We start from the raw sequence: 23,089 nt of genomic DNA on the forward strand, positions 1-23,089 counted from the left end.
ACGGAGAGACGCATGGGACGCGAAATCGAACTGAAGCTCGACCTGTCGGAGGTGTCGGCGGAAGCCTTGTCCCGCTGGGACGGCCTGCCGGAGCGGGAGGATGTGTCCCGGCTGCACTCCGTTTATTTCGACACGCCCGATGGCAAGCTGGCGGAGCGCGGCATGAGCCTGCGTATCCGCAAAGATGGCAAGCGGCGCATCCAGACGGTGAAGGCCGATGGCGGGACGGCTGCCGGCCTCTTCGCGCGGCGGGAATGGGAAATGCCGGTGCGGGGCAGCGTACCCGTGCTTGATGATCGCACGCCGGTGGCGGTGCTGCTGGGCGACGCCGTGGGCCAGGTCGCGCCCGCATTCGAGGTGGATGTCGAGCGGACCCGCTGGATCCTGGCGGAAGGCGAGGCGCGGGTCGAACTGGTGCTGGACCGGGGCATCGTGCGCGCGGGCGAGCGCGAGGCGGCGCTGTGCGAGATCGAACTGGAACTGATGGCGGGGCCGCCCGCCGTCCTGTTCGGCATCGCCCGGCGGATCGACGGCGAAGTGCCGGTGCGGCCCGGTATACTCAGCAAGTCCGATCGCGGCTATCGGCTGCGCGACGCGATACCCGATGCCTACCGGGCCGAACCCGTGCGGCTCGACCCCATGATGCGGGCGGGCGAAGCCTTCCTGCACATCGCTCAGGCGTGCCTGCGCCACTATCGCCTGAACGAGACGCTGCTGCTGGAGCAATATGATCCCCGGGCGCTGCATCAGGCGCGGGTCGCGGTCAGGCGCCTGCGCACGGCGCTGGCCTTGTTCAAGCCGGTCCTGCTGGAAACCGACCTGCTCCGATTTCAGGGGGAATTGCGCTGGCTGGCGGGGATGCTGGGGGAAGCGCGCGATCTGGACGTGCTGGCCGAGCGGATCGAGGATGAGGCGGCGAGGAATATGCTGGAGGTGGCGCGGCAGGCGGCGCATGTCCGTGTCGGGCAATGGCTTCATTCCGCGCGGGTGCGGATATTGTTGCTCGACCTGGTCGAATGGCTGGCGCTGGGCGCGGGGTGTGGCGGGGAAGCGGAAAGACCGGCAGCCGATCTGGCCGCAGCGCGGCTGCGGCGGTTGCGCAAGCGGGTGGTGAAGGGCGGACGGCACATGGAAAATCTGCCGGACGCCGCCCGGCACGAAGTTCGAAAAAATGCGAAGAAACTTCGCTATGGTACGGAATTTCTGGCCGATCTATTTCCAAAGGGTGGACAAAAACGGCGCCATCGCAAATTTGTAACCGCGCTGGAGCGGTTGCAGAAGCATCTGGGCGATCTCAATGATCTGGCGACGGCCCCGCCATTGCTGGCCCATCACGGCCTCGCGCCGACCACCCCCCTGGGTCTGCGGGACAGGAAGAAGCTGCTGGCCGACGCGGCCGAAGCCCATGCCGAACTGGCCGACGTCCGCAAATTCTGGACCTGATCCCATTCAGCCCCAGGGCTTTTCCCGATACCATTTGGTGATGACATGCTTGACGCCGCTGCGCACCTTCATGCCGTGGTGCAGGCTGGCGGGATTGGGCTCGCCCGGCGCGATCCGGTTGTTCCAGGCGAGCAGCTTGCCGGTTTCGGGCTGGACCGTCTTGCCGACCTTGGGGAAGCGCGTCGCGCCGCCGGCCGCCGGTTGGTTGAGATAGACCATCAGCGTCCAGGTGCGATTGCCCGCCACCGAGCAATATCTGGCGAAGTCCGCGCCCTTGGGGTCGAAATAGTCCGTATGGGCCTTGAACTCCTGCCCGACGGCGTAGCGCTGGCCCTGGATCGGTTCGCCGAAAATCGGGTCTACGCCGGCGAACGCGGCCAGCTTGGCGTCGATCGCGGCGACGAAGGCATCGGCCGGGTCGAGGTCGCAGGTTTCGCTCGTGCGGAAATAGCCGTCGCCATTGGCGTCAGCGATCGTCGAGGGACGGCGGTCCGCTTCGATCCGATCGACCAGCGCGGCGCATTCCTCCGCCGAGAGGAACTGGCGCTGGATGAACAGGGTGAGGTCGCGGCTGGGCAGCTTCTGCACGCGGGTATGCCCCGCGATCCACGCCGGATCGGCATCGGCGGCCCTGGGATGATCGGAAATATCGGACATGACGGACCTCGCATGAATGCGGCGCGCCTCTGGCACAATTCGCCGCCTAGCTATCGTTGACGGCACGAAATGCAAGCATCCTTCCTTGTCGTCCTGCCTGTCATATTATGGTCACATAAGTGTCATTTCAGAGTAAGAAGATGTGCCTAGCAGGCAGGCGGGACTTCGAGGGGGCGATCCAATATCATGCGCGTGCCGTTTGGCGACAAAGTCCGGGGCCTGAAAACAGGCGTGCCGTCGATCGACTGGCTGAAGCTGGGAGAGCGCGCGTTGCTGGCGCTGCTGGCGTTGCAGGTCGTGCGGTTCATCTGGGTGCTGTTGACGCCGGTCGGCAGTTTCGGCCTTTGGGAAGGCCGGCAGGCACAGCTTCTTTCGTCCAGCGCGCGGACGGCCCTGTTCGCCAGTTTCGATCCCTTTTTCCGGTCCGATGCGCCGCAGCAGGCGGGGGGCGGCGTCGTCACTTCGCTGGCGCTGACCGTCTACGGCATCCGCCTCAATGAAGGATCGGGACTGGGATCGGCGATCATCGCGACACCCGACGGTGTGCAGAACAGCTTTGCGGTCGGCGACGAGATATTGCCCGGCGTGGTGTTGAAGGCGGTTGCCTTCGACCATGTGACGATCGACCGGGGCGGCGCGGCGGAGCAGGTCTTCCTCGACCAGTCGATCCCTGCGCCCTCCGCAGCGACGCCTGTCCCGGCATCGGGCGAAGGCTGGCAGAGCGCCGCGCCGCCACCGCCCGCGCCTCCCGGCGTGGATGCGCCCACGGCCGACAGCCTGAAGCGCGACATCGGCTTTGTCCCCCGGATGCAGAATGGCCGCGTGACCGGACTGGCCGTCCTGTCCAGGGGACCGGCCTTCGCCAATGCCGGTTTCAAGCCGGGCGACATCGTGACCCAGGTCGATGGCCAGCCCGTCGCCACCATGCAGAATATCCAGAGCAGGATCGCGCCTGGCGCGCGGCTTGCCCTGACCGTCGAGCGCGGCGCCGCCGTCGCCTCCGTCAACATCATAGTGCAAGGCCAATGACCCGAAAACTCCTCCTCTCTGCCGCCATGGCCCTTGCACTTGCTGCGCCCATCGCCACGCCCGTGCTGGCGCAACAGACGCTCAACGTGCGTGACGCCGACATCCGAGCCTTCATCCAGGATGCGGCGCGCGTCACCGGCCGCACCTTCATCATCGACAATCGGGTGCAGGGGAAGGTGTCGGTCGTGACCGACCGGCCGTTGAGCCGATCCGAATATTTCGAGATTTTCCTGTCGACCCTGCGCGCCAATGGCCTGGTCGCGGTGCCGGCGCCGGGCGGCGCCTATCGCATCCAGCCGGCGGACGGCGCGGCGGGCCAGCCGAGCGGCGTAGGGAGGGCGGCGAACCGCAACAGCTTCGTCACCGAAGTCTTCCGCCTGCGCTCGATCGACGCGGCGAGCGCGCTGGAAACGCTGCGCCCCCTGGTCAGCAAGGACGGGTCGGTCACGGCCAACCGGGCCGGAAACAGCGTGGTCGTGGCCGACTATGCCGACAATATCGCGCGCATCCGCCAGGTGATCGCCCGGATCGATCGCGATACGGCAGCGACGCAGATGGTGACGCTCAGAAATGCCGGCGCGCGCGAGATCGCGACCTCGCTCCAGGCGCTGGTCGGCAGCGGCGGCAGCGGCGAGAATGCCGCGCCCGCCGCCGCGACGGTGGTGCCGATCGACAGCAGCAATGCGGTGGCGATCCGGGGTGACGCCAACACCGTCGCGCGGCTGGCCAACATGGCGCGCGAACTGGACCGGCAGGCTGCGAGCGGAACCGAAATCCGCGTCTACTGGCTGGAATATGCCGACGCGGAAAAGCTGCTGCCGGTGTTGCAGCAACTGATCGGCCAGTCGAGCAGCCAGCCGGTGACGGCGTCCACCCCGGCGGCGGGCGGGCAGGGGGCTGCACCCGCATCGCAGGCGGCGGTCGCGGTGGCGGCGCCATCCTCCTCCTCATCGTCATCATCCGGCAGCGGCATTTCGACGCGTGGCCCGGCGATCGTCACCCGCTATGAAGGCGCCAACGCCATCATCGTCGCCGCCAACAGCGACGTGCAGCGGATGCTGGGCGAGACGATCCGCCAGATCGACACCCGTCGCGAGCAGGTGCTGGTGGAAGCGATCATCGTCGAGATCAGCGACGCCGCCGCCAAGAAGCTGGGCGTCCAGTTCCTGATCGGCAGCACGTCGACCGGCTTTGCCGCGACCAATTACAGCAACGCCTCGCCCAATCTGCTGACACTGGCGGGGGCGGTGGCGGCCGACCGGCTGGGCACGACCAAGACGACAGTGGTGGCGGCCGACGGCTCCACCACGACGACCGAGACGCAGACCAACAGCGATCTCGCCAGCACGCTCCAGCAGGCGGCGGTCAGCAGTCTGCAAAGCGCGACCGGCGCGATCGCGGGGCTGGGCGGCAGCATCGGCGGCAACGGCATTTTCGGCGCGATCATCAATGCGGTAAAGTCCGACACGGAAAGCAACCTGCTGTCCACGCCGTCCGTCATGACGCTGGATAACCAGAAGGCTTCGATCCTGGTGGGCCAGCAGGTGCCGATCACGACCGGCGAGGCGCTGAGCCAGAATTTCGACAATCAGTTCCGGACCGTGCAGCGGCAGGATGTCGGCATCAAGCTGGAGGTGAAGCCGCAGATCAATACGGGCGGCGCGATCAAGCTGTTCCTGAAGCAGGAAGTTTCGAGCGTAGCCGGGCCGGTTTCGAACAGCAACAGCGACCTCATCATCAACAAGCGCGAGATCGAGACGACCGTGACGGTCGACGATGGCGAAATCCTCGCGCTGGGCGGGCTGCTGGACGATAATGAGCGCAAGACGATCGAGCGCATCCCGCTGCTGTCGGACATTCCCGGCCTTGGCGAATTGTTCAAGTCGCGCAGCAAGAGCCGGACCAAGACCAACCTCATGGTCTTCATCCGGCCCACGATACTGCGGTCCAAGGAGGATGCGCAGAAGCTGACGCAGCAGCGCTATGGCTATATTCGCGGGATGCAGTTGCAGCGCGATCCCGATGCGGAGCCGACGATCGACGAACTGGTGCGCGACTATATGGGCGCCGCCCCGCCGATCGCCGCGCCACTGCCGGGCGATGCGGTGGTGCAGCCGGCCGCCACGGCGCCGCAGGTCATCGAGCCGACTGTCCGCCAGTCGAGCGGCGTCGTGCGGCCGGTCGAGATACCGCCAGGCGGAGAAAAGAAGTGAGCGACACGGATCAGGGCGAAGTTATTTCCCCGGTCATCCCGCCGCGTCCGATCGACATTCCCTACAGCTTCGCGCGCAAGCATGGCGTCGTGCTGCTGCCGCCCGAGGACGACCGGCTGACCATCGCAGTGCGCGAGGGCAGCGACCCGCGTGTCCTGCTGGAAGTGCGGCGGCATCTGGCGCGCAGTTTCGACGTGCGTTTCGTCGAGGCTGCGCAGTTCGACCGCCACCTGTCCGACCATTATGCGATGGAAGGCAGCGCGGCGGCGATGGCGGGATCGCTGGAGGTCGGCGCGGACGAACTGGACATATTGGCCGCCGATATTCCGACCGCCGACGACCTGCTCGACAGCGCGGACGATGCCCCGGCCATCCGCCTGATCAACGGCATCATCGCCGAGGCCGCGCGGCAGGGCGTGTCGGACATTCATATCGAGCCCTATGAGACGGGCCTGGTCGTGCGGATGCGGATCGACGGCGTGCTGCGCGAGACGCTGCGGATGCCGCCGCACGTTGCGCCGGTGGTGGTCAGCCGCATCAAGGTGATGGCGCGGCTGGACATTGCCGAGCGGCGTGTGCCGCAGGACGGACGCATCGGCCTGACCCTGGGCGGGAAGCTGCTCGACGTGCGTGTTTCGACCCTGCCGAGCCGGGCGGGCGAACGGGTGGTGCTGCGTATTCTCGACAAGGAGAATGCGGGCATGAACCTGGATCTGCTGGGCATGACCGGCGCGCCCGATCGCATCTTCCGCGAAGGGTTGAGCGAGCCGAACGGCATCATCCTGGTCACCGGTCCGACCGGTTCGGGCAAGACGACGACGCTCTATGCGGGCCTGCGCCAGCTGAACGATGGGTCGCGCAATATCCTGACGGTGGAAGACCCGGTCGAATATGCGATCGAGGGTGTCGGCCAGACGCAGGTCAACGCCAAGGTCGGCCTGACCTTCGCGGCGGGGCTCCGCGCCATCCTGCGCCAGGACCCGGACGTGGTGATGGTCGGCGAAATCCGCGACCGGGAGACGGCCGAGATCGCGGTGCAGGCGTCGCTGACGGGGCATCTGGTGCTGTCCACCGTGCATACCAATGATGCCGTCGGCGCGATTACCCGGATGCGGGACATGCGGGTCGAGCCATTCCTGCTGGCGTCCACCTTGCGCGCGGTGATCGCGCAGCGGCTGGTGCGCCGCCTCTGCCAGCATTGTCGCGAGCCGGTGCAGGCGGACAAGTCGGCCAGTGCGCTGCTGGGCTTCGATCCGGGCACCATCATCTACAAGGCGCGTGGCTGCGACCAGTGCAGCGGCACCGGCTACAAGGGACGGATCGGCGTGTTCGAGGCCATCCGCGTCGACGACACGATCCGCCGCCTGATCAACGACGGTGGCGATGAATCGCTGATCGCGCGCCATGCCTTCCTGAATGCGCCGAACCTGGGGTCGGCGGCGCGCGCGCTGGTGCGCGACGGCCAGACCACGGCGGAAGAAGCCATCCGCGTGTCGCGCCGCGACGCGACCGAGGTGGAAACCATCACCGATGGCTGATTTCGACTATGTAGCGATCGACCCGGCGGGCAAGGAGCGCAAGGGCGCGATCAGGGCCGAGACGATCGACGATGCGCGCGCCAGGCTGGACGCGCGCAAGCTGTTCGTCGTGCGGTTGGAGCCGGGCGCGGTCGAGGCAGCGCGCAAGCGCGCGGGCCTGTCGCTGCGGGCGCCGCGCCTCAGCGCCAAGGAACTGACTCTCTTCACCCGCCAGCTGTCGACGCTGATCCAGGTCAGCCCGCTGGAGGAATCGCTGCGGACGATTGGCCGCCAGAGCGAACAGGCCCATGTCCGCGCGATCGTGGGCAAGGTGCATTCGGGCGTGCTGGAGGGGCGGCGGCTGGCCGATGCGCTGGGCGCGGAGCCGAAGAGCTTTCCGCCCCTCTATCGGGCGATGATCTCGGCCGGCGAAAGCTCTGGCAGCCTGCCGACGATCATGGAGCGCCTGTCCGACCTGATGGAACGGCAGGCGGTGATTCGGTCCAAGGTGCTGACCGCCATCGCCTATCCCTCCGTCCTGGCGGCCTTTGCCGTCTGCGTGGTGGCCGCGCTGATGATCTTCGTCGTGCCCAAGGTGGTCGAGCAGTTCGATACTGTCGGCCAGGAACTGCCGTTGCTGACTCGGCTGGTGATGGGCGTGTCGGCTTTCCTCGCCGGCTATTGGTGGCTGCTGCTGATCCTGCTGCTGCTGGCCGGAGCCGGGTTCTGGCGCGCGATGAAGGTCGAGAGTTTCCGCTATCGTTTCGATGCGATGCTGCTGGGCCTGCCCCTGCTGGGGCGGTTGATTCGCGACTTACATGCCGCGCGAATGGCGCGGACGCTTTCTACCATGGTGGCGAGCCGCCTGCCGTTGATGGAAGGCCTGTCGCTGACTGCCAACACCGTGCATAATCGCGTTCTGCGCAAGGCGTCGGACGAGATTGTCGAGGCGATCCGGGGCGGTGGCAGTCTGTCGGCGGCGCTGCGCCGGGCGGGCGTCTTTCCGCCCCTGCTTGTCTATCTGGCGGCGAGCGGCGAAAGCGCGGGGCGGCTCGATACGATGCTGGAACGCGCCGCCGACTATCTGGAGCGCGAATTTGACAGCTTCACCTCCACAGCGCTTGCGATGCTGGAGCCGGTGATCATCATACTGATGGGCGGCATCGTCGCCGTCATCATCCTGTCCATCCTGCTGCCGATCTTGCAGCTGCAAAGCCTGACCGGGGCTTGAAGGAGTTGAATATGTTCAAACGAAAATCCCTTCGGGCCGAGCTTGCCGAAGCCCTTTCCTTCTTCGATAAGAAAGTGAGGCCCTTCGACAGCCTGAGGACGAACGGTGACAAGAGGTCCGGTGAAGCTGGTTTCACCCGCGTGAGGCGTTCCGCCGAAATCGGCCTCATGTCTTCGAGGCGTTCCGCCGAACACGGCTTCACATTTTCGAAGCGTTCCGCCGAACACGGCTTCACTCTGGTCGAACTGATGGTCGTGATCGTCATTATCGGCCTGTTGGCGACGATCGTGGCGATCAACGTCATTCCCGCGACCGACACCGCCCGGATCGAGAAGGCCAAGGCTGATATTTCGACCATCGAGCAGGCGCTGGAGCAATATCGGCTCGACAATCTGACCTATCCGGCAGCGAGCGACGGCTTGCAGGCGCTGCTCAACCCGCCGGCATCGCTGGCCCAGCCCCAGCGCTACCGGCGCGGCGGCTATATCAAGAAGCTGCCTGACGATCCGTGGGGTCGCGCCTATCTCTACAACGTGCCGGGGCGCCGGGGCGCGTTCGACATCAGCTCGCTGGGCGCCGATGGCCAGCCGGGTGGCGAGAATGAGAATGCGGACATCTTCTCCAGCGAACTCTGAAGCGAGGCGACGCATGGGGCGGCGGGGCGCTGCCTTCGCGGGGACGCGCTCGCGTGCCAGCGGGCGCGGCGTCACGCTTTTGGGACGTTCTGCCCAGCAGAGCTTCACGCTTGCGGTGCGTTCCGCTCAACAAGGCTTCACGCTGTTGGAACTGATGGTCGTGCTGACGATCATCGGCTTCATTTCGGCTGCCGTCATACTCGCCATCCCCGACCCGCGTGGCCGGGTGATCGAGGATGCCGACCGCTTCGCCGCGCGCGTCGCCGCCGCGCGCGACGAAGCGGTCGTCACCGCACGCCCCATGGGGCTTTGGGTGTCCGCCTCCGGCTATGGCTTCCAGCGCCGCGAGGGCGGCCAGTGGGCGGAGATAGAGGACAAGCCCTTTGGCACCGCCAACTGGAAAAGCGGCACGCGCGCACTGGTGGGCAAGGACGGACGCCAGCAGATCGCGTTTGACGGCACCGGCCTTCCCACTGATCCGCTGACCGTGACGCTGGCGCGCGAGGGCGAGCGTGTGTCCGTGACCGTCGACATGGCGGGGAAGGTCATGGTCGGTGGCTAGAGGCGACAAGAGCGACGCGGGTTTGCCCCCCTTACGGACTTCCGCCGAACACGGCTTCACGCTGCTCGAAATGCTGGTCGCCCTGGCAGTGTTCAGCCTGGCCGCGCTGGCACTGGTACGCTTGCAGGGCGTGACGCTGCGGACGGCGGCGGACCTCGACAGCAAGGCGCTGGGCCAGATCGTCGCGCGCAACCTGATGGTCGAGGCGCAGACGGACCCCGCGCCGCCTTCGATCGGCGAGCAGGATGGCGAGGTCGAAAATGGCGGTCGGCGTTGGCACTGGAGCCGCAGCGTGAGGGCCACGGACGACAAGCGTCTGTTGCAGGTCGACCTGACCATCGACGGCCAGCCGGGCGCCTCGCCCGTGGTCTTGAGTTTCATCCGGGTTGTCGAGTGATGGGCATCGACCGGTCACCTGTTCCGTTGGCTTCGCTGGAAACGAACGGAGGCGACGAAAAGACGCCTTCCGCGCGTTCCGCCCAACAGGGCTTCACGGCTTCCCCCCGTTCCGCCCAACAGGGCTTCACGCTGATCGAACTGCTCGTCGCGCTCATGATCTTCGCCATGCTGGCGGCGGCGGGCGTACTGCTGCTGGGCAACAGCGTGTCCGCGCAGGCGCAGGTCAAGGCGCGGTTGGACGACATGGCGGCGGTGCAGCGTGCCGGCGGGGCGCTGGCCGGCGATCTGGGTCAGGCGGTGCCACGCATCACCCGGACCGAGGCGGGGACGCTTGCGCCGGCTTTCTGGGCGCATGACGGTGGCGAAGGCCAGCCGGTGATGCAGTTCGTTCGCGGCGGCTGGGACAATCTGGGCGATCTGCCGCGTCCTTCCTTGCAGAAGGTCGAATATTGGGTGCGCCAGGGGCGGCTGGAGCGGCGGACCTACGCGCAACTGGATGGGGCGGCGGGCGATGATCCCGCCGCGCTGCTGGAGAATGTCGAGGCGGTGACGCTGCGGTTTCGCGACGCCCAGGGCGAATGGCGCGAAGACTGGACGCCGACTCAGCCCGACCTGCTGCCGAAAGCGGTGGAGATGAGCGTGACGCGCACCGGCGAGCCGGCGGTGACGCTGCAGTTCCTCGTCGCGCCCGGTCCGGCGGAAAAGCCCGCCGAAACGGCAGGAGCGGGCGGTGCCTGATCCCCGCAGGAAAGCCGAGGCGGGCGCAGCGCTGCTGACCGTGCTGCTGCTGGTGGCGGTGATGGCGGTGGTCGCCGCCGGCGCGCTGGAGCGGCTGGCGCTGGCCACGCGCATGACGGGCAATGGCGGCGCGGTCGACCAAGCGCGGGCCTATGCCGATGCGGGGACCGAGATCGCCCGGCTGCGGATCGGCGATCTGGTCGCGTCCAATCCCACGAAGATGACGCTGGCGGGGGGATGGATGGGCGCGCCGCAGGCGATCCCGGTGCCCGGCGGCGTTGCGACCGCGCGCGTCACCGACGGCAGCAACTGCTTCAACCTCAACAGCGTGGTTAGCGGCGAGAATGAGGCCGCGCTTCAGGTCCGCCCCATCGGCGTCACCCAGTTCCAGGCGCTGCTCCAGGCGCTGGGCGTCGACGCGCGGCAGGCGCAGGCGGCGTCCGCCAGTCTTGCCGACTGGATTGACAGCGATGCCGTGCCGCAGCCGGGCGGAGCGGAGGATGATCTTTATGCGCAGGCCGAGCGTCCCTATCGCGCGGCGAACCGCATGATGGTCGATCCCAGCGAGTTGCGGGCGGTGGCGGGGATCACGCCGGCCATCTATGATCTGGTCAAACCCTGGATATGCGCGCTGCCGGTCACGGATTTGTCGCCGATCAACATCAATACGCTGCTGCCCGATCAGGCGCCGCTCGTCGCCATGCTGTTGCCAGGGGAAATGAGCGTCGCGCAGGCACGGCAATTGCTGGCGCAGCGGCCTGCGGACGGCTACGGCGGGACGGTGCAATTCTGGGCCTTGCCTTCGCTCGCCGGCCTGTCGCCGATGACCGAAGTGTCGGAACAGGTCAAAATGACGACAGGATTTTTCGGAGTAGAGGTTTCTGTGGATGTCGGGGGAACGCAACTGGTGGAGCGGGCGCTGATCGACGCGCGGCAAAGCCCGGCGATATTGGTGCGGCGCAGTTGGGGGGCAGGTGCATGAGCAGCCGCGATGCCCTGATCGTCTTTCTGCCCGAGGCGGAAACCGCGCCCGCGCGCTGGACGCGGGTGGTGGATGGCGCGCCGGTTCGGACGGGCGAAGGCGCAAACTGGCTCGCTGCGTGCGGGATCGCCGCGCTGCCGGAGCAGGCTCGCGTGCTGCTGGTGCCGCCGGCCGCGCTGGTGACGTTGCACTGGATAGCCCATCCCGACCTGCCCGCGCGGCAGGGGCGGGCGGCATCGCGACTGACCGCGCTGGCGGCAGGACTGCTGCCGGCCGACCAGCTGTTCGCCGCTACCGACGAGAATGACGATCCGGCGCGGCCGTATGTGGTGGCGGTCGCCAGCCGCGCCGACATGCAGCACTGGTTGCTCTGGGCGCAGCATCATGGCCTGGACCCGGACATCATCGTCCCTGCGCCACTGCTGTTGCCGGAGCCGGACAAGGGGCTGACCCGTGGCGTGGTGGGCGGGAACGCAATGCTGCGCGGCGTGGACATGGCGCTGCCCGCCGACATGGCCTTGCCCGAACTGATCGGCGATGCGCCCATCGTAGACGCCGATCCGGGGGCGATCGAGGGCCGCGCGATCGCCGCGCTCGATGCGCCGCCGCTCGATCTGCGACAGGGCGAGTTTGCCAAGCGGGTGCGGCGTGCGGTCGACCGCATGGCGATCGGTCGCATCGCGCTGTGGAGCGGGCTGCTCCTGCTGGTCAGCCTGCTGATCGCGCTCGTCACGATCGCCCGCCAGCATATGGAAGCGAGCAGGCTCGACGGGGAAAGCCTGGCCCTGGCGCAGCAGGTACTGCCCAACGCCACCGATGCCGCGCAGGCGCAGGTCGAGATGGAAGCGAGGCTGGCGGCGCGCGGTGCAGGCGGCCGCGCCTTCACCGCGCCGGTTTCGGGCCTTCTCGCCGCAATGCAGGACGCGCCGGGCGTCGCGCTGACCAGCCTGTCGCGTGACCCCGACGGCATGGTTCGCGCGACGCTGGCGGCGGCCAGGTCGGATGACATCAACATAGTCTTGCTGGCGTTGCAGGCGTCCGGCTTCACGATCACGGCCACCCCGTCGCAGGATCCGGGCGGGCGGACGCTGGCGGACATCACGGTGCGGTCATGATGGAACGAATAGCCACTTACTGGGCGGAGCGTTCCGCCCGCGAACACTATCTGCTGGGCGTCATGTTCGTGCTGCTGGCCGGGGTGATCCTGTGGTTCGGGGTCGCCATGCCGCTCGATCGCGCGCAGAGGAGCGCGCGAGACTCCATGGCCGAAGCGACCGATCGCAATGCCGCCATCCGTGCGGCGGTGAAGCAGTTGAAGGCGCTGCCCCGCACGCCTGTGAACAGCGGTCCGGCAACCCCGCTAGACCAGTTTGTCGGCCAGGGCGCCGGCGAGGCCGGGCTGACGCTGGAGCGTGCACAGGCGCAGGGCAATGACCGGATGGACATCGCCATCGCATCGGTCCGGCCGATTGCGCTTCTTTCCTGGCTGTCGCAGCTCGAGGCGCAGGGCGTGCGCGTGGAAACGATGAGTGCGCGCCCGTCGCCCACGGTTGGCAGCGTGTCGGTGCAGGCGGTGCTGGTGCGGGGGGAGGGGCAATGATGGGCCTCCATCTGTCACGCCGCAGCCGGATTGCACTGATCCTGGTCCTGCTCGTCGGACTTCTGCTGTTTCTGCCGATGCGCGTCGCGCTCGGCCTTGCCGGGCTTGAGCGGCTGGGCGTCGCCGCGCGGGACGTGCGGGGCACGGTGTGGAACGGGCGGATCGAGCAGCTGATGCTCGGCGATATGCCTATGGGCAGCGTGCGGGCGGGTCTTTCGCCCGTCTCTCTGCTGGTGGGCCGCGCCCGCTTCGACATCGCCCGAAGCCAGGGGCTGGCCGACGATATCAAGGGGGCGTTGACGGTCGGCTTCGGCCGGGTCGGCGTGGACGACGTGACCGGCGCGGTGCCCCTGGGCCGCAGTTTTGCGCCGCTGCCGGTCGGCGGCCTGATGCTGGACGATGTCAGCGCTTATTATCGCGGCGACCGGTGCGGCCATGCCGAAGGGCGGGTCCGCGCGCGCATGGCCGGGCAGTTTCCGGGGCTGAACCTCAGCCAGGGGCTGTCGGGCGCGGTGGCGTGTGACGGCGATGCGCTGCTCCTGGCGCTGGTCAGCCAGTCCGGCCTGGAGAAAATCAATCTGCGTATCTGGCGATCAGGCCGATATACTGCGGAAATGCGGGTCGAAACCGCCGATCCCGCCCTGACCGGCGCGCTGGGTCAGGCCGGTTTCGCCAGCGTCGGCAATGCCCAGGTGCTGAAGGTCGAAGGCACGCTGTGATCCAGCCGGTAGCGGCGTTGATCGGCGCGCTGGCCGGCGCGATCATCGGCAGTTTCCTCGCGACCCTGATCCTGCGCTGGCCGCAGGGGCGCAGCGTCATGCGCGGGCGCTCCGCCTGTGACGGGTGCGGCCGGACGCTGACTGCCAGCGATCTGGTACCGATGGTCAGTGCGCTGCTGAGCGGCGGCCGCTGCCGGACCTGCGGCGCGCGGATCGATCCGCTGCATGGGCGGGTGGAGGCCGGCTGTGCGATCATCGGAGCTTTGGCATTGGGTTTCAGGCCGGATCCGGGCGGGATCGGCTGGATGTGCGGCGGCTGGGTGCTGCTGACCCTGGCGATTCTCGATTGGCGCCATTTCTGGCTCCCCGATGCGCTGACGCTGCCGCTCGCCTTTATGGGGCTGACGCTGGGACTCTGGGCGAGCGACGTGATTCTGGCCGACCGGATCATCGGTGCGGCGATCGGCTATGGCCTGTTGCTGGCCATCGCGCTCGGCTATCGGGCGCTGCGGGGGCGGGACGGCCTGGGGCTGGGCGACGCCAAGCTGCTGGGCGCGCTGGGCGCCTGGTTCGGATGGCAGGCGCTGCCCTTCATCCTTCTGATCGCGTCGTCGGTCGGACTGGCGGTCATGCTGGTGTCGGGGCGGGCGCGGCAGGCCACGGCGCGCGTACCGCTCGGCACTTTCCTGGCCGGCGCAGCGCTGCCCGGCTGGCTGGTCGCTTCGCGCCTGATGATGTGAGTGGTCGGGGAGACAGGATTCGAACCTGCGACATCCTGCTCCCAAAGCAGGCGCGCTACCAGACTGCGCTACTCCCCGAATGCGGCGGCCTTAGCGGGGAAGCGCGCGTGCCGTCAATCGGCGATCGGCGGAACAACTGCCACAAAAGCAGAATTATCGGGATCGATACGCCCGGAAACCCCAACAGGGTCGTCATTCCCGGCGAAATGCGAAACATTCGGTCCAAATGAAAAGGGCGGGCCCTTTCGGACCCGCCCTTCGAAAATCTCGCTAGCGCGAAGATTACATCGCGTTCGCAACGTTGTTCGTCGCGTTCGCGGCGTTTTCAGCGGCGTTCGCGGCGTTGTCAGCAGCGTTGACGGCGTTTTCGACGACGTTTTCGACGACAGCGTTCGAAGCGTTCGCGGTCTCGTTGGCCGGCTTCTCACCGCAAGCGGCGAGGGCCATCAGGCTGGCCGAAGCGAAAACAACTGCGATCTTCTTCATTGTGTACGGCTCCCATAGCATTATGCCGCGTCTGGCACGTTACAAATGTGGCCCTACGCGAGCGACCCGCATTAACGTGTGCGCTGCACAAATCAATGCTTTTCTGCGTCGGTGAAGCGGCAGAATCACGCGACGGAGTGTTGTCTACTATAAAAGTTCAGTTAGCGCTCAATGTTTCTGAGGCATTGGCGACAAGGTCCAGCGTCACCGACCACGCGGCGACATTCTGGCGCAGCTGCTCGGGATCGACCTTGTCCAGCGTATCGTCCGGCGTGTGGTGCAGGTCGAAATAGCGGGTGCCATCCTGTTGCAGATCAATGACCGGAACCCCGGCCTTGACCAGCGGCGCGATGTCTGCGCCGCCGCCCGCTTCCTGCGTGCCGGCGCCCACGCCGAGCGGGGCGAGCGCCTGCGCGATCCGACGGGACAAGGCCTCATGGCCCTTGGGCAATTTGAAATCGACCCGCCAGATTCGATCCGCACCGAAATCCGATTCGATCGCCAGCGCATGTTTCTCGGACCCATGCGCCTTGTAATAGGCGCGCGCGCCATCGCCGCCGACTTCTTCCGCGCCGGCCATCAGCACGCGGATGGTGCGGCGGGGTTGCCCGGCCTTGGCGACCTGAAGCGCGGAGGCGGCAGCGATGGCGCAGCCCGTCGCGTCATCGATCGCGCCGGTGCCCTGGTCCCAGCTGTCGAGATGGCAGGCCGCCACGACCAGACCCGCCGACGGGTCGCTGCCCGGAATTTCGGCGACGACATTGCCCGATGGCTGGTCCTTCAGCATCCTGGACGTCAGGGTAAGATGGAGCGTCACCGGCTGGCCCCGCTTGACGACGCGCGCGAGTTGCTCGGCGTCGGGTACGGAGAGCGCGGCGGCCGGGATCGGCGTCGCGCCTTCGGCCCACATCTGGACGCCGGTATGCGGCACGCGATGATGGTCGGTGCCGATCGACCGGATCAAAATGGCGATTGCGCCCTTCTTCGACGCGATGCTCGGTCCCTGCCGCCGCGCGGCCCCGAAATAGCCGTAGGAGGAACCGTCCTGCGTCGCCTTCATGCCATGATCGACAAAGGCGATCTTGCCCTTGAGGCTCGCATCCGGCGCGGCCTCCAGGTCGGCGATGCTTTGGAAATAGACGACCTCGCCCTCAAGCCCCTTGTCGCTGGTCGATCCGCTGTTGCCCAGCGCCGCCAGGACCAGTGTCTGCGGGAAGGGGGAGAGGATGCGCGCTTCGTCGCGCCCGCGCACCCAGACGGGCATGGTGTAGGATTCGGCCCGGACGTTCGAGAAGCCCAGCGCCTTGAGCTTCGCGACGGCCCAGTCGCGGGCGCGCGCTTCCTGCGGCGTGCCGGCGGGGCGCGGGCCGACTTCCGTCGTCAGCCCTTCGGTAAAGTCCCAGGCGACATCGTCCTTGAGCGCCGATTCCCGAATCGCGCCGCTGCTGGCGGCCGGAGCGGCGAAGGAGAGGGAGGGGGTGAGGATGCTGCCAAGGAGGAGGGCGGCGAGCGGACCCGATCGGATTTTCTGCATGGATGAAGGCGTAACGAGCCATCCGCCATTTGCCAATATGGTCCGCCTCCGCTAACCCGACGCGGATTTCCCTATCTGTTCTTTCGGAGCTGCGCGAACCCATGTCCGCTTCCTCGCAATATGCCTATGTCATGAAGAGCATGACCAAGAGCTTCGCCGGTGCGGCGAAGCCGGTGCTCAACCAGATCAACCTGCAATTCTACCGCGGCGCCAAGATCGGCATCGTCGGCCCCAACGGTGCGGGCAAATCGACCCTGATGAAGATCATGGCCGGCATCGATACCGATTTTTCGGGCGAAGCCTGGCCGGGCGAGAATATCACAGTCGGCTATCTGCCGCAGGAGCCGCAGCTCGACCCGACCAAGAATGTCCTGGAAAACGTCAAGGACGGCGCGCGCGAAATCGCGGACAAGATGGACCGTTTCAACGAGATCAGCATGATCATGGCCGATCCGCCGGAGGATGTCGATTTCGACGCCCTGATGGAGGAAATGGGCACGTTGCAGGAACAGATCGACGCGGTCGACGGCTGGACGCTCGACAACCAGCTGGAAATCGCGATGGAGGCGCTGCGCTGCCCGCCGTCGGACTGGTCGGTGGAAAATCTGTCGGGTGGTGAAAAGCGTCGTATCGCGCTCACCCGCCTGCTGATCCAGAAGCCGGACATCCTGCTGCTCGACGAACCGACCAACCATCTCGACGCCGAAAGCGTCACCTGGCTGGAAAATCACCTCAAGGAATATGCCGGCGCGGTGCTGATGATCACCCACGACCGCTATTTCCTCGACAATGTCGTCGGCTGGATCCTGGAACTCGATCGGGGCAAATATTTCCCCTATGAAGGCAACTACTCCACCTATCTGGAGAAGAAGTCCAAGCGTCTGGAGCAGGAGGACCGCGAAGCCACCGGCCGCCAGAAGGCGATCAACGATGAGCTGGAATGGATCAGGGCTGGCGTCAAGGGCCGCCAGACCAAGTCCAAGGCGCGCATCAAGAAGTTCGAGGAACTGGTCGCCAGCCAGAACAACCGCACCCCCGGCAAGGCCCAGATCGTCATCCAGGTGCCCGAGCGTCTGGGCGGAAAGGTGATCGAGGCAAAGAATATCAGCAAGGCCTATGGCGACAAGCTGCTGTTCGAAAACCTGTCCTTCCTGCTGCCGCCGGGCGGCATCGTCGGCGTGATCGGGCCGAACGGCGCGGGCAAGTCGACCCTGTTCCGCATCATCACCGGGCAGGAAACTCCCGATTCGGGCGAGATCGACATCGGGTCCACCGTGCGCCTGGGCTATGTCGACCAAAGCCGCGACCATCTCGACCCGACCAAGAACGTCTGGGAGGAAGTCTCCGACGGCCTCGATTACGTCAAGGTCAACGGCCATGACATGTCGACCCGCGCCTATGTCGGCGCCTTCAACTTCAAGGGCCAGGATCAGCAGAAGAATGTCGGCAAGCTGTCGGGCGGTGAACGCAACCGCGTCCACATCGCCAAGATGCTGAAGCGGGGCGGCAATGTGCTGCTGCTCGACGAACCGACCAACGACCTCGACGTCGAAACGCTGGGCGCGCTGGAAGAAGCGATTGAGAATTTCGCGGGCTGCGCCGTGGTTATCAGCCACGACCGCTTCTTCCTCGATCGACTGGCCACCCACATTCTCGCCTTCGAAGGCGACAGCCATGTCGAATGGTTCGAGGGCAATTTCGAGGCCTATGAAGAAGACAAGCGCCGCCGCCTGGGCGATGCGGCCGATCGTCCGACGCGTCTCGCCTACAAGAAGCTGACGCGTTGATGGGGCGCGATCCGTTGCAGGCGGGGTAACCGGATTGCAATCTTTGCAACCGCGAACGGCGTTTTCGCACTTGCGATGGTGGCGCTAACATTTCATAGAGAGCGGGCCTTTCAGGCATCCTCTCCTAAAACTTTCCAGGCCGGTCCTTTTTGGATCGGCCTTTTTTTTGGTCAGGTCGCGGCCGGGCAGGCATCCGCCGGCCGCCCGAGCGCCCTATTCTCCAGGAACGGGCGATCGGTCAGCGAATCGAGGAAAGCGAGCAGCGCCGGCATGTCGATGCCCACCAGCTGGGCAGCGGCATGGCGCCGAATCGCCGCTTCGATGCTCCGGCTCTGGCCGTCGTGCAGCCACGGCCCCGTCACCGCGACGTTGCGGAGCGAGGGCGTGCGGAAGCGTTCGGGCGGCGGCTCGAAGCCGGGCGGGGGAGGCTTGCCGCCATAAGCGCTGCTGTCGATTTCACCGGGCGCGGCCGTGCCGACATAATGAACCTTGCCGTCGGTGAAATCTGCGCCGCCATGGCAGGAGGCGCAGCCGGACGCCGCGAATTGCGTGGCGCCCTTGCGGGCGAGCGGTGAAAGTGCGCCCCGGTCATGCGCGCTGCCGAAGGAGATCATCGTCCGCTGGAATGCGCCCAACGCCGCCGTCACCTTCGCATAGGTCGCGCCGCCCTGCGCAGTGGGGAAGGCGCGGACGAACAGGCGGCGATAGCAGGGATCGGCGTCAAGGCGCTGCCCCAGTTCGGCGTCGATGCCGGCCATGCCCATCTCGACCGGCCTGGTGCCGGTCATCGGCACCATCGCCTGCGCCTCCAGCGTGGTAATGCCGGCCTCGGTCCAGGTGAAGCCGGAGCGCCAGGCGACATTGGCGAGGCCCGGCACGTTGCGGACACCCATGTCGCCGGTGACCCCGGCATGGGTGGGCAGGCCATCGCTGAAGCCGCGCGCCTGCTGGTGGCAATCGGCGCAGGCCATGCTGCCGTCTCGCGACAGGGCGCGATCGTAGAAGAGGCGGCGCCCCAGCGCGACCTTGGCGGCGCTCATGGGGTTGTCGGCCGGGAGGACGGGAGCAGCCACGCCGGCGGGCAGGTCCTGCCATTGCCAGTCCGGCCCGGTCGCCATCACGCCGGTCGCCAGCAACGCCGTCGCCCCGATGATTGCCGCTATGCCAACCCGCATGGCCTTTTCCCTTCGCCGCGCAAGACGAACGGAGGCTGGCCGATCCGCAGGGAGACGTAAAGGAGGGCGGTCATTGCAGCGTGGAAAAAGCAGTGCAGGATCGCGGCATCCCCTTCGATAGCCGGATCACCGAAATGCGCTGTCACCCGACGCGAGAGCTTTGCGCCGCATGGGAGGAAAATGACAGGAAAATTTGGTGGACGCACTAGGGCTCGAACCTAGGACCCGCTGATTAAGAGTCAGCTGCTCTACCAACTGAGCTATGTGTCCAAAACGACCGAAATCCGCAGATTTGCGTGCGTTGAAGGCCTGCTAGCACTTGGTTTTGAGGGTGTAAACCGGATTATTGCGGTTTGACGGCACTCGTCTCACCGTGTCTCACTAAAGCGTTATAAAACATCATGAAAGTTCCAGGCGTTGGATCATGCCATTGCCAGCCATCTCACCCAAGCGCAGCGAATGTGTGGCCAAAAGTGTGGCCAAAAACTCTTGCCCGAAAATCGTCCCCATGCGAGCTTCTTACTCATGGAACGCTTCGAATTTACCCCCCGGTGGCTGGACAATCTGAAGCCCGCCTCGGATGCCCCGCAATATGAGGTGGCCGATACGCTGGTCGGCGGTTTGCGGGTGAGGGTCGGCAGCAAAATCGTCCCCGACGGCCGGTACAAGGGCAGGGCTGCAAATATCTCCTTTATCCTCGCGGCGCGCTTTCCTCCTTCCAAGCAGCCCACACGCAGGGTCATCGGACAATATCAACGTGCTGAAGCGGGCATGACGCTTCAAATGGCGCGAGCCACGGCCGCAACGTGGAAGGAGGCAATTCGAGCGGGAATCGATCCCATGGCCGGCTCCGCTGCAGAGGGGGATGAGGCAAGCACTAACGAATCGGCTGTCGAGGACATTGCGCTTTCAACCTCGGTTACTGATGCTCTCGATCTTTACGAAACGAACAAGCTTGCGCTTCTGGAGCGCGGATCAGGGGTACGACGTGCTCTAGACGGCCGAGAAGGCATTTTGAAGGAGTTGAAGAATCAGCCCATCCGCTCGCTTACGCGGGCGGATCTCGCTCAGCGTATTCGCGACAGGGCAAAGGTCGCGCCGATCTCTGCCAATCGCCAGTTGTCCTACTTGAAAACCTTCCTCAGCTGGTGCGTCGACGAGGAGCTAGTGGATAGCAACGTTGCCGAGACCATCAAGAAGCCATCTTCCGAGAATGAAAGGGACCGCTACCATTCGCTTCCAGAGTTGACGGAAATCTGGGCCGCGAGCGGTAAGTTAGAGTATCCGTTTGGACCGTTAATCCGGCTTCTGATCACGCTTCCAATGCGGCGGGAGGAGGTCGCGGCCATGAAGGTTGCTGAGCTTACGCTTGGCGACGACAAACGACCCCAAGGTGCGGAGTGGGTTCTTCCTGGTGACCGCACGAAGAAGAAGAATGCGCTGCGCGTTCCTCTGTCCGCCCTTTCTCGATCGATCATCAAAGCTGCGATCAACGATCCGGAGCGCCCAAAGGACTCGCCCTTCGTTTTCACGACCACAGCTGAAACCTCGGTCTCCGGCTTCAGCAAAGCGCGTAAACGTCTGGACGACATTATCGCGCAAGCGAGGAAAAAGGTAGCCATAGAGGAGGGCGTGGATGCCGAGGATATGCCGCATTGGGTGCTCCATGACTTGAGAACCACCTTCAACACCCATGCGTGCGAGCGGCTCGGAATCGACGCGGCGGTAGCCGATCGGATCCTCAACCACATGGCGACAGCGACTCGATCTAAAATAATGCGGATCTATAATCGGTCCGAGCTTTACGAGCCTCGGAAACAGGCCCTGGCGGCTTGGGCCGATCTACTGGATGCAGAGGTTTTGAAAGCCAAGCCAAAGCGGAGTCGGAAGCGGCAACAGTCCTCTGCTCCCCGGCTCAATGGCGCTCCCCTTCACCCCGAGGCTTCTGCAACTGTTCTGTAAGCCATCGGATTTGCAATCCAACGAGATACCTCCGACGCATGCCAGCCTGAAGCGTTGTCGCTCAGGGGGAGCTGCTTTGGGAAGGTACCCTTCGCGATTTTCCGATAAACAGTGGCCCGGCTTAGCCCAGTCCTTTGCAGGACCTCGGCAATCCTAAGAATGCGCTCGTCACTTTGCATTTGGCACGACCTAAAGAGGTCTGCCCGCCACCGGCTTATTCTGCCGAAACTACCTCGAATTTGCAACCCGTGTGGCGCAGATCGACTATACAACCTCAAGCCGGTGATCACCCTCAAAGGAGCCCCGTCACGGATTGAGCCAGGGCGCGACCAATTGTGGGAAATTTCCCTTGGTTTCAGCCTCGGCAAGATCATCAGCCTGTCGGTGCGAGAGGTTTTGCGAACCCAGGCAGGTGACAGACGCCAATACCCGTCAATTCTCAGATGGTTGTCTGGGAGTTGCCTCCACGTTTCTCTCCATCGATGCAATCGTCACATTGCCCTTTTGCAAGCAGGAGGCTGACGTTGGCGCCGGGGGGCAGCCAGCATTGCGAACGGCATCGCCGCTTCTTTTTTAGTGCTTGGCGCGTATCAAGAGATTGGCGCTCGCGACCCGGGCTCCCTGCGCGTCGGTAATTTGGGCGCGTATCCTGACTAGCTTTCCGTTGTCTCGGCTATTCACCGTGCCAGGTGATATCACTCCGCCGGACACCCGCAGGAGGCCTTCGTATGCAGGTCGCGCAAGATGGAGATCATTCTCTATCAGGAACGAGTCCGGGCCGGCCCATTCCGTCGCGAAGCGGGCGAAAAGCCCCATGATCTGCATCGTGTTGAGAGAAATCGCCTGCAGGCCTATCGCGCGGGCGTATTCGAGATCATAGTGCGCTGGGTACTGATCCAATGAGACCATGGACCCCAGTGCGGCCTTGTACTTGGAAACTTTGAACATGATGTCGGGTATCGATATCCTATCTTCAGCGGGCGACGAGGGCACTTCGATTCGTTGCACAGCAGCAGCCGCTGGACCGGATTCCTGATCCGCTGTGAAACGGAAGGAGGTGTTGGAGATTTCCGCGATCGCCTCGCCACTCTCGTCAGAGAAGATCAATCTCACGGTGACGAAATGTCCCTTGCCGAGATGTGATTGCTTCTCCTCGCTGATTTGATCGAGGCGTTCCCAGATGGAGAGACGGCTCCCGACCCGAAGGGGTGCAAGATATGTGACCTGATGCCGGCTATTGATGATCTGGTTGCCAGGTAACGGGACGAGAATGGCGAGCTGCGGTAGCCGCTCCCGGGTGCCGGGAGACCATGCCAAGGGCTGACCAAAGGCAAAAAGCATAGCGGGAGGGGCGATCAGAGAACCCCAGGTCGATTTTGCAAAGGTTTCGTCCCAATAACTCGGGTTGCCGTCCTCGATGCTGCTGCAAAAGAGCCGTCCTAGCTCCGCAGAAACCGGAATTTCGGCTTTGCGTTCACGCTCGATGCCAACCATTCCCGCGCCTTCGTCGTAACGTCCCAACCTGAGAGCGTATGGCGCTTTTTGAGCGTCCGTCATGCATTTCTCCACCAACTATATGGGGAGTTTGGCTTAATCCCTTAGCCGGATCAAGCATGGGGATTTCAATGCAAACCAGGAGACACGCGATAGTGCCCGGGGGATAGCCCAAGTTTGGAGGGT

22 protein-coding genes and 2 tRNA genes are annotated in these 23,089 nt (G+C 65.2%); 16 read left to right on the top strand and 8 right to left on the bottom strand.

Translation table 11 applies throughout. The annotated features are described in order from the left end of the window. The first annotated feature begins 12 nt into the window (after positions 1-12). A complete protein-coding gene (locus K3M67_RS05315) occupies positions 13-1,443 on the top strand; it encodes a CYTH and CHAD domain-containing protein (protein WP_285832483.1) in 1,431 nt (476 codons plus the stop codon). Positions 1,444-1,449: 6 nt separating this feature from the next. Here K3M67_RS05315 and K3M67_RS05320 read toward each other — a convergent pair whose 3' ends face one another. After that, complete coding sequence (locus tag K3M67_RS05320; RefSeq protein WP_285832484.1) at positions 1,450-2,100, bottom strand: prolyl hydroxylase family protein; 651 nt, start codon at positions 2,098-2,100, stop codon at positions 1,450-1,452. A gap of 186 nt (positions 2,101-2,286) precedes the next feature. Here K3M67_RS05320 and K3M67_RS05325 point away from each other — a divergent pair, with 186 nt between their 5' ends. The 13 genes from K3M67_RS05325 (at position 2,287) to K3M67_RS05385 (ending at position 14,465) form a co-directional block, all read left to right on the top strand. Then, a complete protein-coding gene (locus K3M67_RS05325) occupies positions 2,287-3,129 on the top strand; it encodes a type II secretion system protein N (RefSeq protein ID WP_285832485.1) in 843 nt (280 codons plus the stop codon). Next, positions 3,126-5,342, top strand: coding sequence for a type II secretion system secretin GspD (gene gspD, locus K3M67_RS05330; RefSeq protein ID WP_285832486.1), 2,217 nt, complete (start codon positions 3,126-3,128; stop codon positions 5,340-5,342). The genes K3M67_RS05325 and gspD overlap by 4 nt, the downstream gene beginning before the upstream one ends. Further along, positions 5,339-6,880 carry a type II secretion system ATPase GspE gene (gspE, locus tag K3M67_RS05335; protein WP_285832487.1) on the top strand — a complete coding sequence of 514 codons (1,542 nt, stop codon included), beginning with the start codon at positions 5,339-5,341 and terminating at the stop codon, positions 6,878-6,880. The genes gspD and gspE overlap by 4 nt, the downstream gene beginning before the upstream one ends. Then, positions 6,873-8,090: a type II secretion system inner membrane protein GspF gene (gene gspF, locus K3M67_RS05340; protein ID WP_066855543.1), complete on the top strand. Its 1,218-nt coding sequence runs from the start codon at positions 6,873-6,875 to the stop codon at positions 8,088-8,090. Before gspE ends, gspF begins: the two co-directional genes overlap by 8 nt. A gap of 167 nt (positions 8,091-8,257) precedes the next feature. Next, positions 8,258-8,725: a type II secretion system major pseudopilin GspG gene (gene gspG / locus K3M67_RS05345; protein WP_066856229.1), complete on the top strand. Its 468-nt coding sequence runs from the start codon at positions 8,258-8,260 to the stop codon at positions 8,723-8,725. 115 nt (positions 8,726-8,840) lie between these two features. Continuing rightward, positions 8,841-9,287: a GspH/FimT family pseudopilin gene (locus K3M67_RS05350; protein ID WP_353051174.1), complete on the top strand. Its 447-nt coding sequence runs from the start codon at positions 8,841-8,843 to the stop codon at positions 9,285-9,287. A gap of 22 nt (positions 9,288-9,309) precedes the next feature. Beyond that, positions 9,310-9,684, top strand: coding sequence for a type II secretion system minor pseudopilin GspI (gene gspI / locus K3M67_RS05355; RefSeq protein ID WP_285832489.1), 375 nt, complete (start codon positions 9,310-9,312; stop codon positions 9,682-9,684). Next, a complete protein-coding gene (gene gspJ, locus K3M67_RS05360; RefSeq protein ID WP_285832490.1) occupies positions 9,681-10,424 on the top strand; it encodes a type II secretion system minor pseudopilin GspJ in 744 nt (247 codons plus the stop codon). The genes gspI and gspJ overlap by 4 nt, the downstream gene beginning before the upstream one ends. After that, positions 10,417-11,406 carry a type II secretion system minor pseudopilin GspK gene (gene gspK / locus K3M67_RS05365; RefSeq protein WP_285832491.1) on the top strand — a complete coding sequence of 330 codons (990 nt, stop codon included), beginning with the start codon at positions 10,417-10,419 and terminating at the stop codon, positions 11,404-11,406. Before gspJ ends, gspK begins: the two co-directional genes overlap by 8 nt. After that, positions 11,403-12,521: a type II secretion system protein GspL gene (gene gspL, locus K3M67_RS05370; RefSeq protein ID WP_285832492.1), complete on the top strand. Its 1,119-nt coding sequence runs from the start codon at positions 11,403-11,405 to the stop codon at positions 12,519-12,521. Before gspK ends, gspL begins: the two co-directional genes overlap by 4 nt. After that, entirely contained in the window at positions 12,518-13,006 is a 489-nt protein-coding gene (locus tag K3M67_RS05375) for a type II secretion system protein M (RefSeq protein WP_066855531.1), read from the top strand. Before gspL ends, K3M67_RS05375 begins: the two co-directional genes overlap by 4 nt. Further along, complete coding sequence (gene gspN / locus K3M67_RS05380) at positions 13,003-13,725, top strand: type II secretion system protein N (protein WP_285832493.1); 723 nt, start codon at positions 13,003-13,005, stop codon at positions 13,723-13,725. The genes K3M67_RS05375 and gspN overlap by 4 nt, the downstream gene beginning before the upstream one ends. Next, on the top strand, positions 13,722-14,465 hold the full coding sequence (locus K3M67_RS05385) for a prepilin peptidase (RefSeq protein ID WP_285832494.1): 744 nt from the start codon (positions 13,722-13,724) through the stop codon (positions 14,463-14,465). The genes gspN and K3M67_RS05385 overlap by 4 nt, the downstream gene beginning before the upstream one ends. Before the next feature lies 1 nt (position 14,466). Here K3M67_RS05385 and K3M67_RS05390 read toward each other — a convergent pair. The 3 genes from K3M67_RS05390 to K3M67_RS05400 form a co-directional block, all read right to left on the bottom strand. Beyond that, positions 14,467-14,543 (bottom strand) — tRNA-Pro (locus tag K3M67_RS05390). 204 nt (positions 14,544-14,747) lie between these two features. Next, on the bottom strand, positions 14,748-14,951 hold the full coding sequence (locus K3M67_RS05395; RefSeq protein WP_066861382.1) for a hypothetical protein: 204 nt from the start codon (positions 14,949-14,951) through the stop codon (positions 14,748-14,750). 157 nt (positions 14,952-15,108) lie between these two features. Beyond that, positions 15,109-16,485 carry a M20/M25/M40 family metallo-hydrolase gene (locus K3M67_RS05400; RefSeq protein ID WP_285832495.1) on the bottom strand — a complete coding sequence of 459 codons (1,377 nt, stop codon included), beginning with the start codon at positions 16,483-16,485 and terminating at the stop codon, positions 15,109-15,111. A 101-nt stretch (positions 16,486-16,586) separates the two neighbouring features. Between K3M67_RS05400 and ettA the strand changes: the two genes are divergently transcribed. Continuing rightward, positions 16,587-18,272, top strand: coding sequence for an energy-dependent translational throttle protein EttA (gene ettA, locus K3M67_RS05405; RefSeq protein WP_066861388.1), 1,686 nt, complete (start codon positions 16,587-16,589; stop codon positions 18,270-18,272). Positions 18,273-18,442: 170 nt separating this feature from the next. On the opposite strand, the gene K3M67_RS05410 is transcribed toward ettA, so the two are convergent. Both K3M67_RS05410 and K3M67_RS05415 read right to left on the bottom strand, forming a co-directional pair. Beyond that, positions 18,443-19,447, bottom strand: a complete 1,005-nt coding sequence (locus tag K3M67_RS05410) for a cytochrome-c peroxidase (RefSeq protein WP_285832496.1) — start codon at positions 19,445-19,447, stop codon at positions 18,443-18,445. Between the two features lie 194 nt (positions 19,448-19,641). Beyond that, positions 19,642-19,717 (bottom strand) — tRNA-Lys (locus tag K3M67_RS05415). Between the two features lie 255 nt (positions 19,718-19,972). Here K3M67_RS05415 and K3M67_RS05420 point away from each other — a divergent pair. Beyond that, positions 19,973-21,409, top strand: a complete 1,437-nt coding sequence (locus tag K3M67_RS05420) for a tyrosine-type recombinase/integrase (protein WP_285832497.1) — start codon at positions 19,973-19,975, stop codon at positions 21,407-21,409. Here the strand turns inward: K3M67_RS05420 and K3M67_RS21935 are convergent. Together K3M67_RS21935 and K3M67_RS05430 are read right to left on the bottom strand one after the other, a co-directional pair. Then, the gene (locus K3M67_RS21935; protein WP_353051166.1) at positions 21,379-21,783 is read right to left on the bottom strand and encodes a helix-turn-helix transcriptional regulator; all 405 of its coding nucleotides are present in this window, start codon (positions 21,781-21,783) and stop codon (positions 21,379-21,381) included. The two genes, K3M67_RS05420 and K3M67_RS21935, sit on opposite strands and share 31 nt — an antisense overlap. 199 nt (positions 21,784-21,982) lie before the next feature. Then, positions 21,983-22,966, bottom strand: coding sequence for an FAS1-like dehydratase domain-containing protein (locus K3M67_RS05430; protein ID WP_285832499.1), 984 nt, complete (start codon positions 22,964-22,966; stop codon positions 21,983-21,985). Between the last annotated feature and the right edge of the window lie 123 nt (positions 22,967-23,089).

Origin of the sequence: Sphingobium sp. V4 (genome assembly GCF_029590555.1) — a bacterium.
Taxonomy (GTDB): Bacteria; Pseudomonadota; Alphaproteobacteria; order Sphingomonadales; family Sphingomonadaceae; genus Sphingobium.

Coding starts and splice junctions, on each gene's coding strand:
- K3M67_RS05400 (WP_285832495.1), bottom strand. CDS start 16,485: ATGCAGAAAATCCGATCGGGTCCGCTCGCCGCCCTCCTCCTTGGCAGC.
- K3M67_RS05410 (WP_285832496.1), bottom strand. CDS start 19,447: ATGCGGGTTGGCATAGCGGCAATCATCGGGGCGACGGCGTTGCTGGCG.
- K3M67_RS05375 (WP_066855531.1), top strand. CDS start 12,518: ATGATGGAACGAATAGCCACTTACTGGGCGGAGCGTTCCGCCCGCGAA.
- gspG (WP_066856229.1), top strand. CDS start 8,258: ATGTCTTCGAGGCGTTCCGCCGAACACGGCTTCACATTTTCGAAGCGT.
- gspL (WP_285832492.1), top strand. CDS start 11,403: ATGAGCAGCCGCGATGCCCTGATCGTCTTTCTGCCCGAGGCGGAAACC.
- gspF (WP_066855543.1), top strand. CDS start 6,873: ATGGCTGATTTCGACTATGTAGCGATCGACCCGGCGGGCAAGGAGCGC.
- gspN (WP_285832493.1), top strand. CDS start 13,003: ATGATGGGCCTCCATCTGTCACGCCGCAGCCGGATTGCACTGATCCTG.
- K3M67_RS05320 (WP_285832484.1), bottom strand. CDS start 2,100: ATGTCCGATATTTCCGATCATCCCAGGGCCGCCGATGCCGATCCGGCG.
- K3M67_RS21935 (WP_353051166.1), bottom strand. CDS start 21,783: ATGATCTTGCCGAGGCTGAAACCAAGGGAAATTTCCCACAATTGGTCG.
- ettA (WP_066861388.1), top strand. CDS start 16,587: ATGTCCGCTTCCTCGCAATATGCCTATGTCATGAAGAGCATGACCAAG.
- K3M67_RS05325 (WP_285832485.1), top strand. CDS start 2,287: ATGCGCGTGCCGTTTGGCGACAAAGTCCGGGGCCTGAAAACAGGCGTG.
- K3M67_RS05420 (WP_285832497.1), top strand. CDS start 19,973: ATGGAACGCTTCGAATTTACCCCCCGGTGGCTGGACAATCTGAAGCCC.
- K3M67_RS05315 (WP_285832483.1), top strand. CDS start 13: ATGGGACGCGAAATCGAACTGAAGCTCGACCTGTCGGAGGTGTCGGCG.
- K3M67_RS05430 (WP_285832499.1), bottom strand. CDS start 22,966: ATGACGGACGCTCAAAAAGCGCCATACGCTCTCAGGTTGGGACGTTAC.
- gspD (WP_285832486.1), top strand. CDS start 3,126: ATGACCCGAAAACTCCTCCTCTCTGCCGCCATGGCCCTTGCACTTGCT.
- K3M67_RS05395 (WP_066861382.1), bottom strand. CDS start 14,951: ATGAAGAAGATCGCAGTTGTTTTCGCTTCGGCCAGCCTGATGGCCCTC.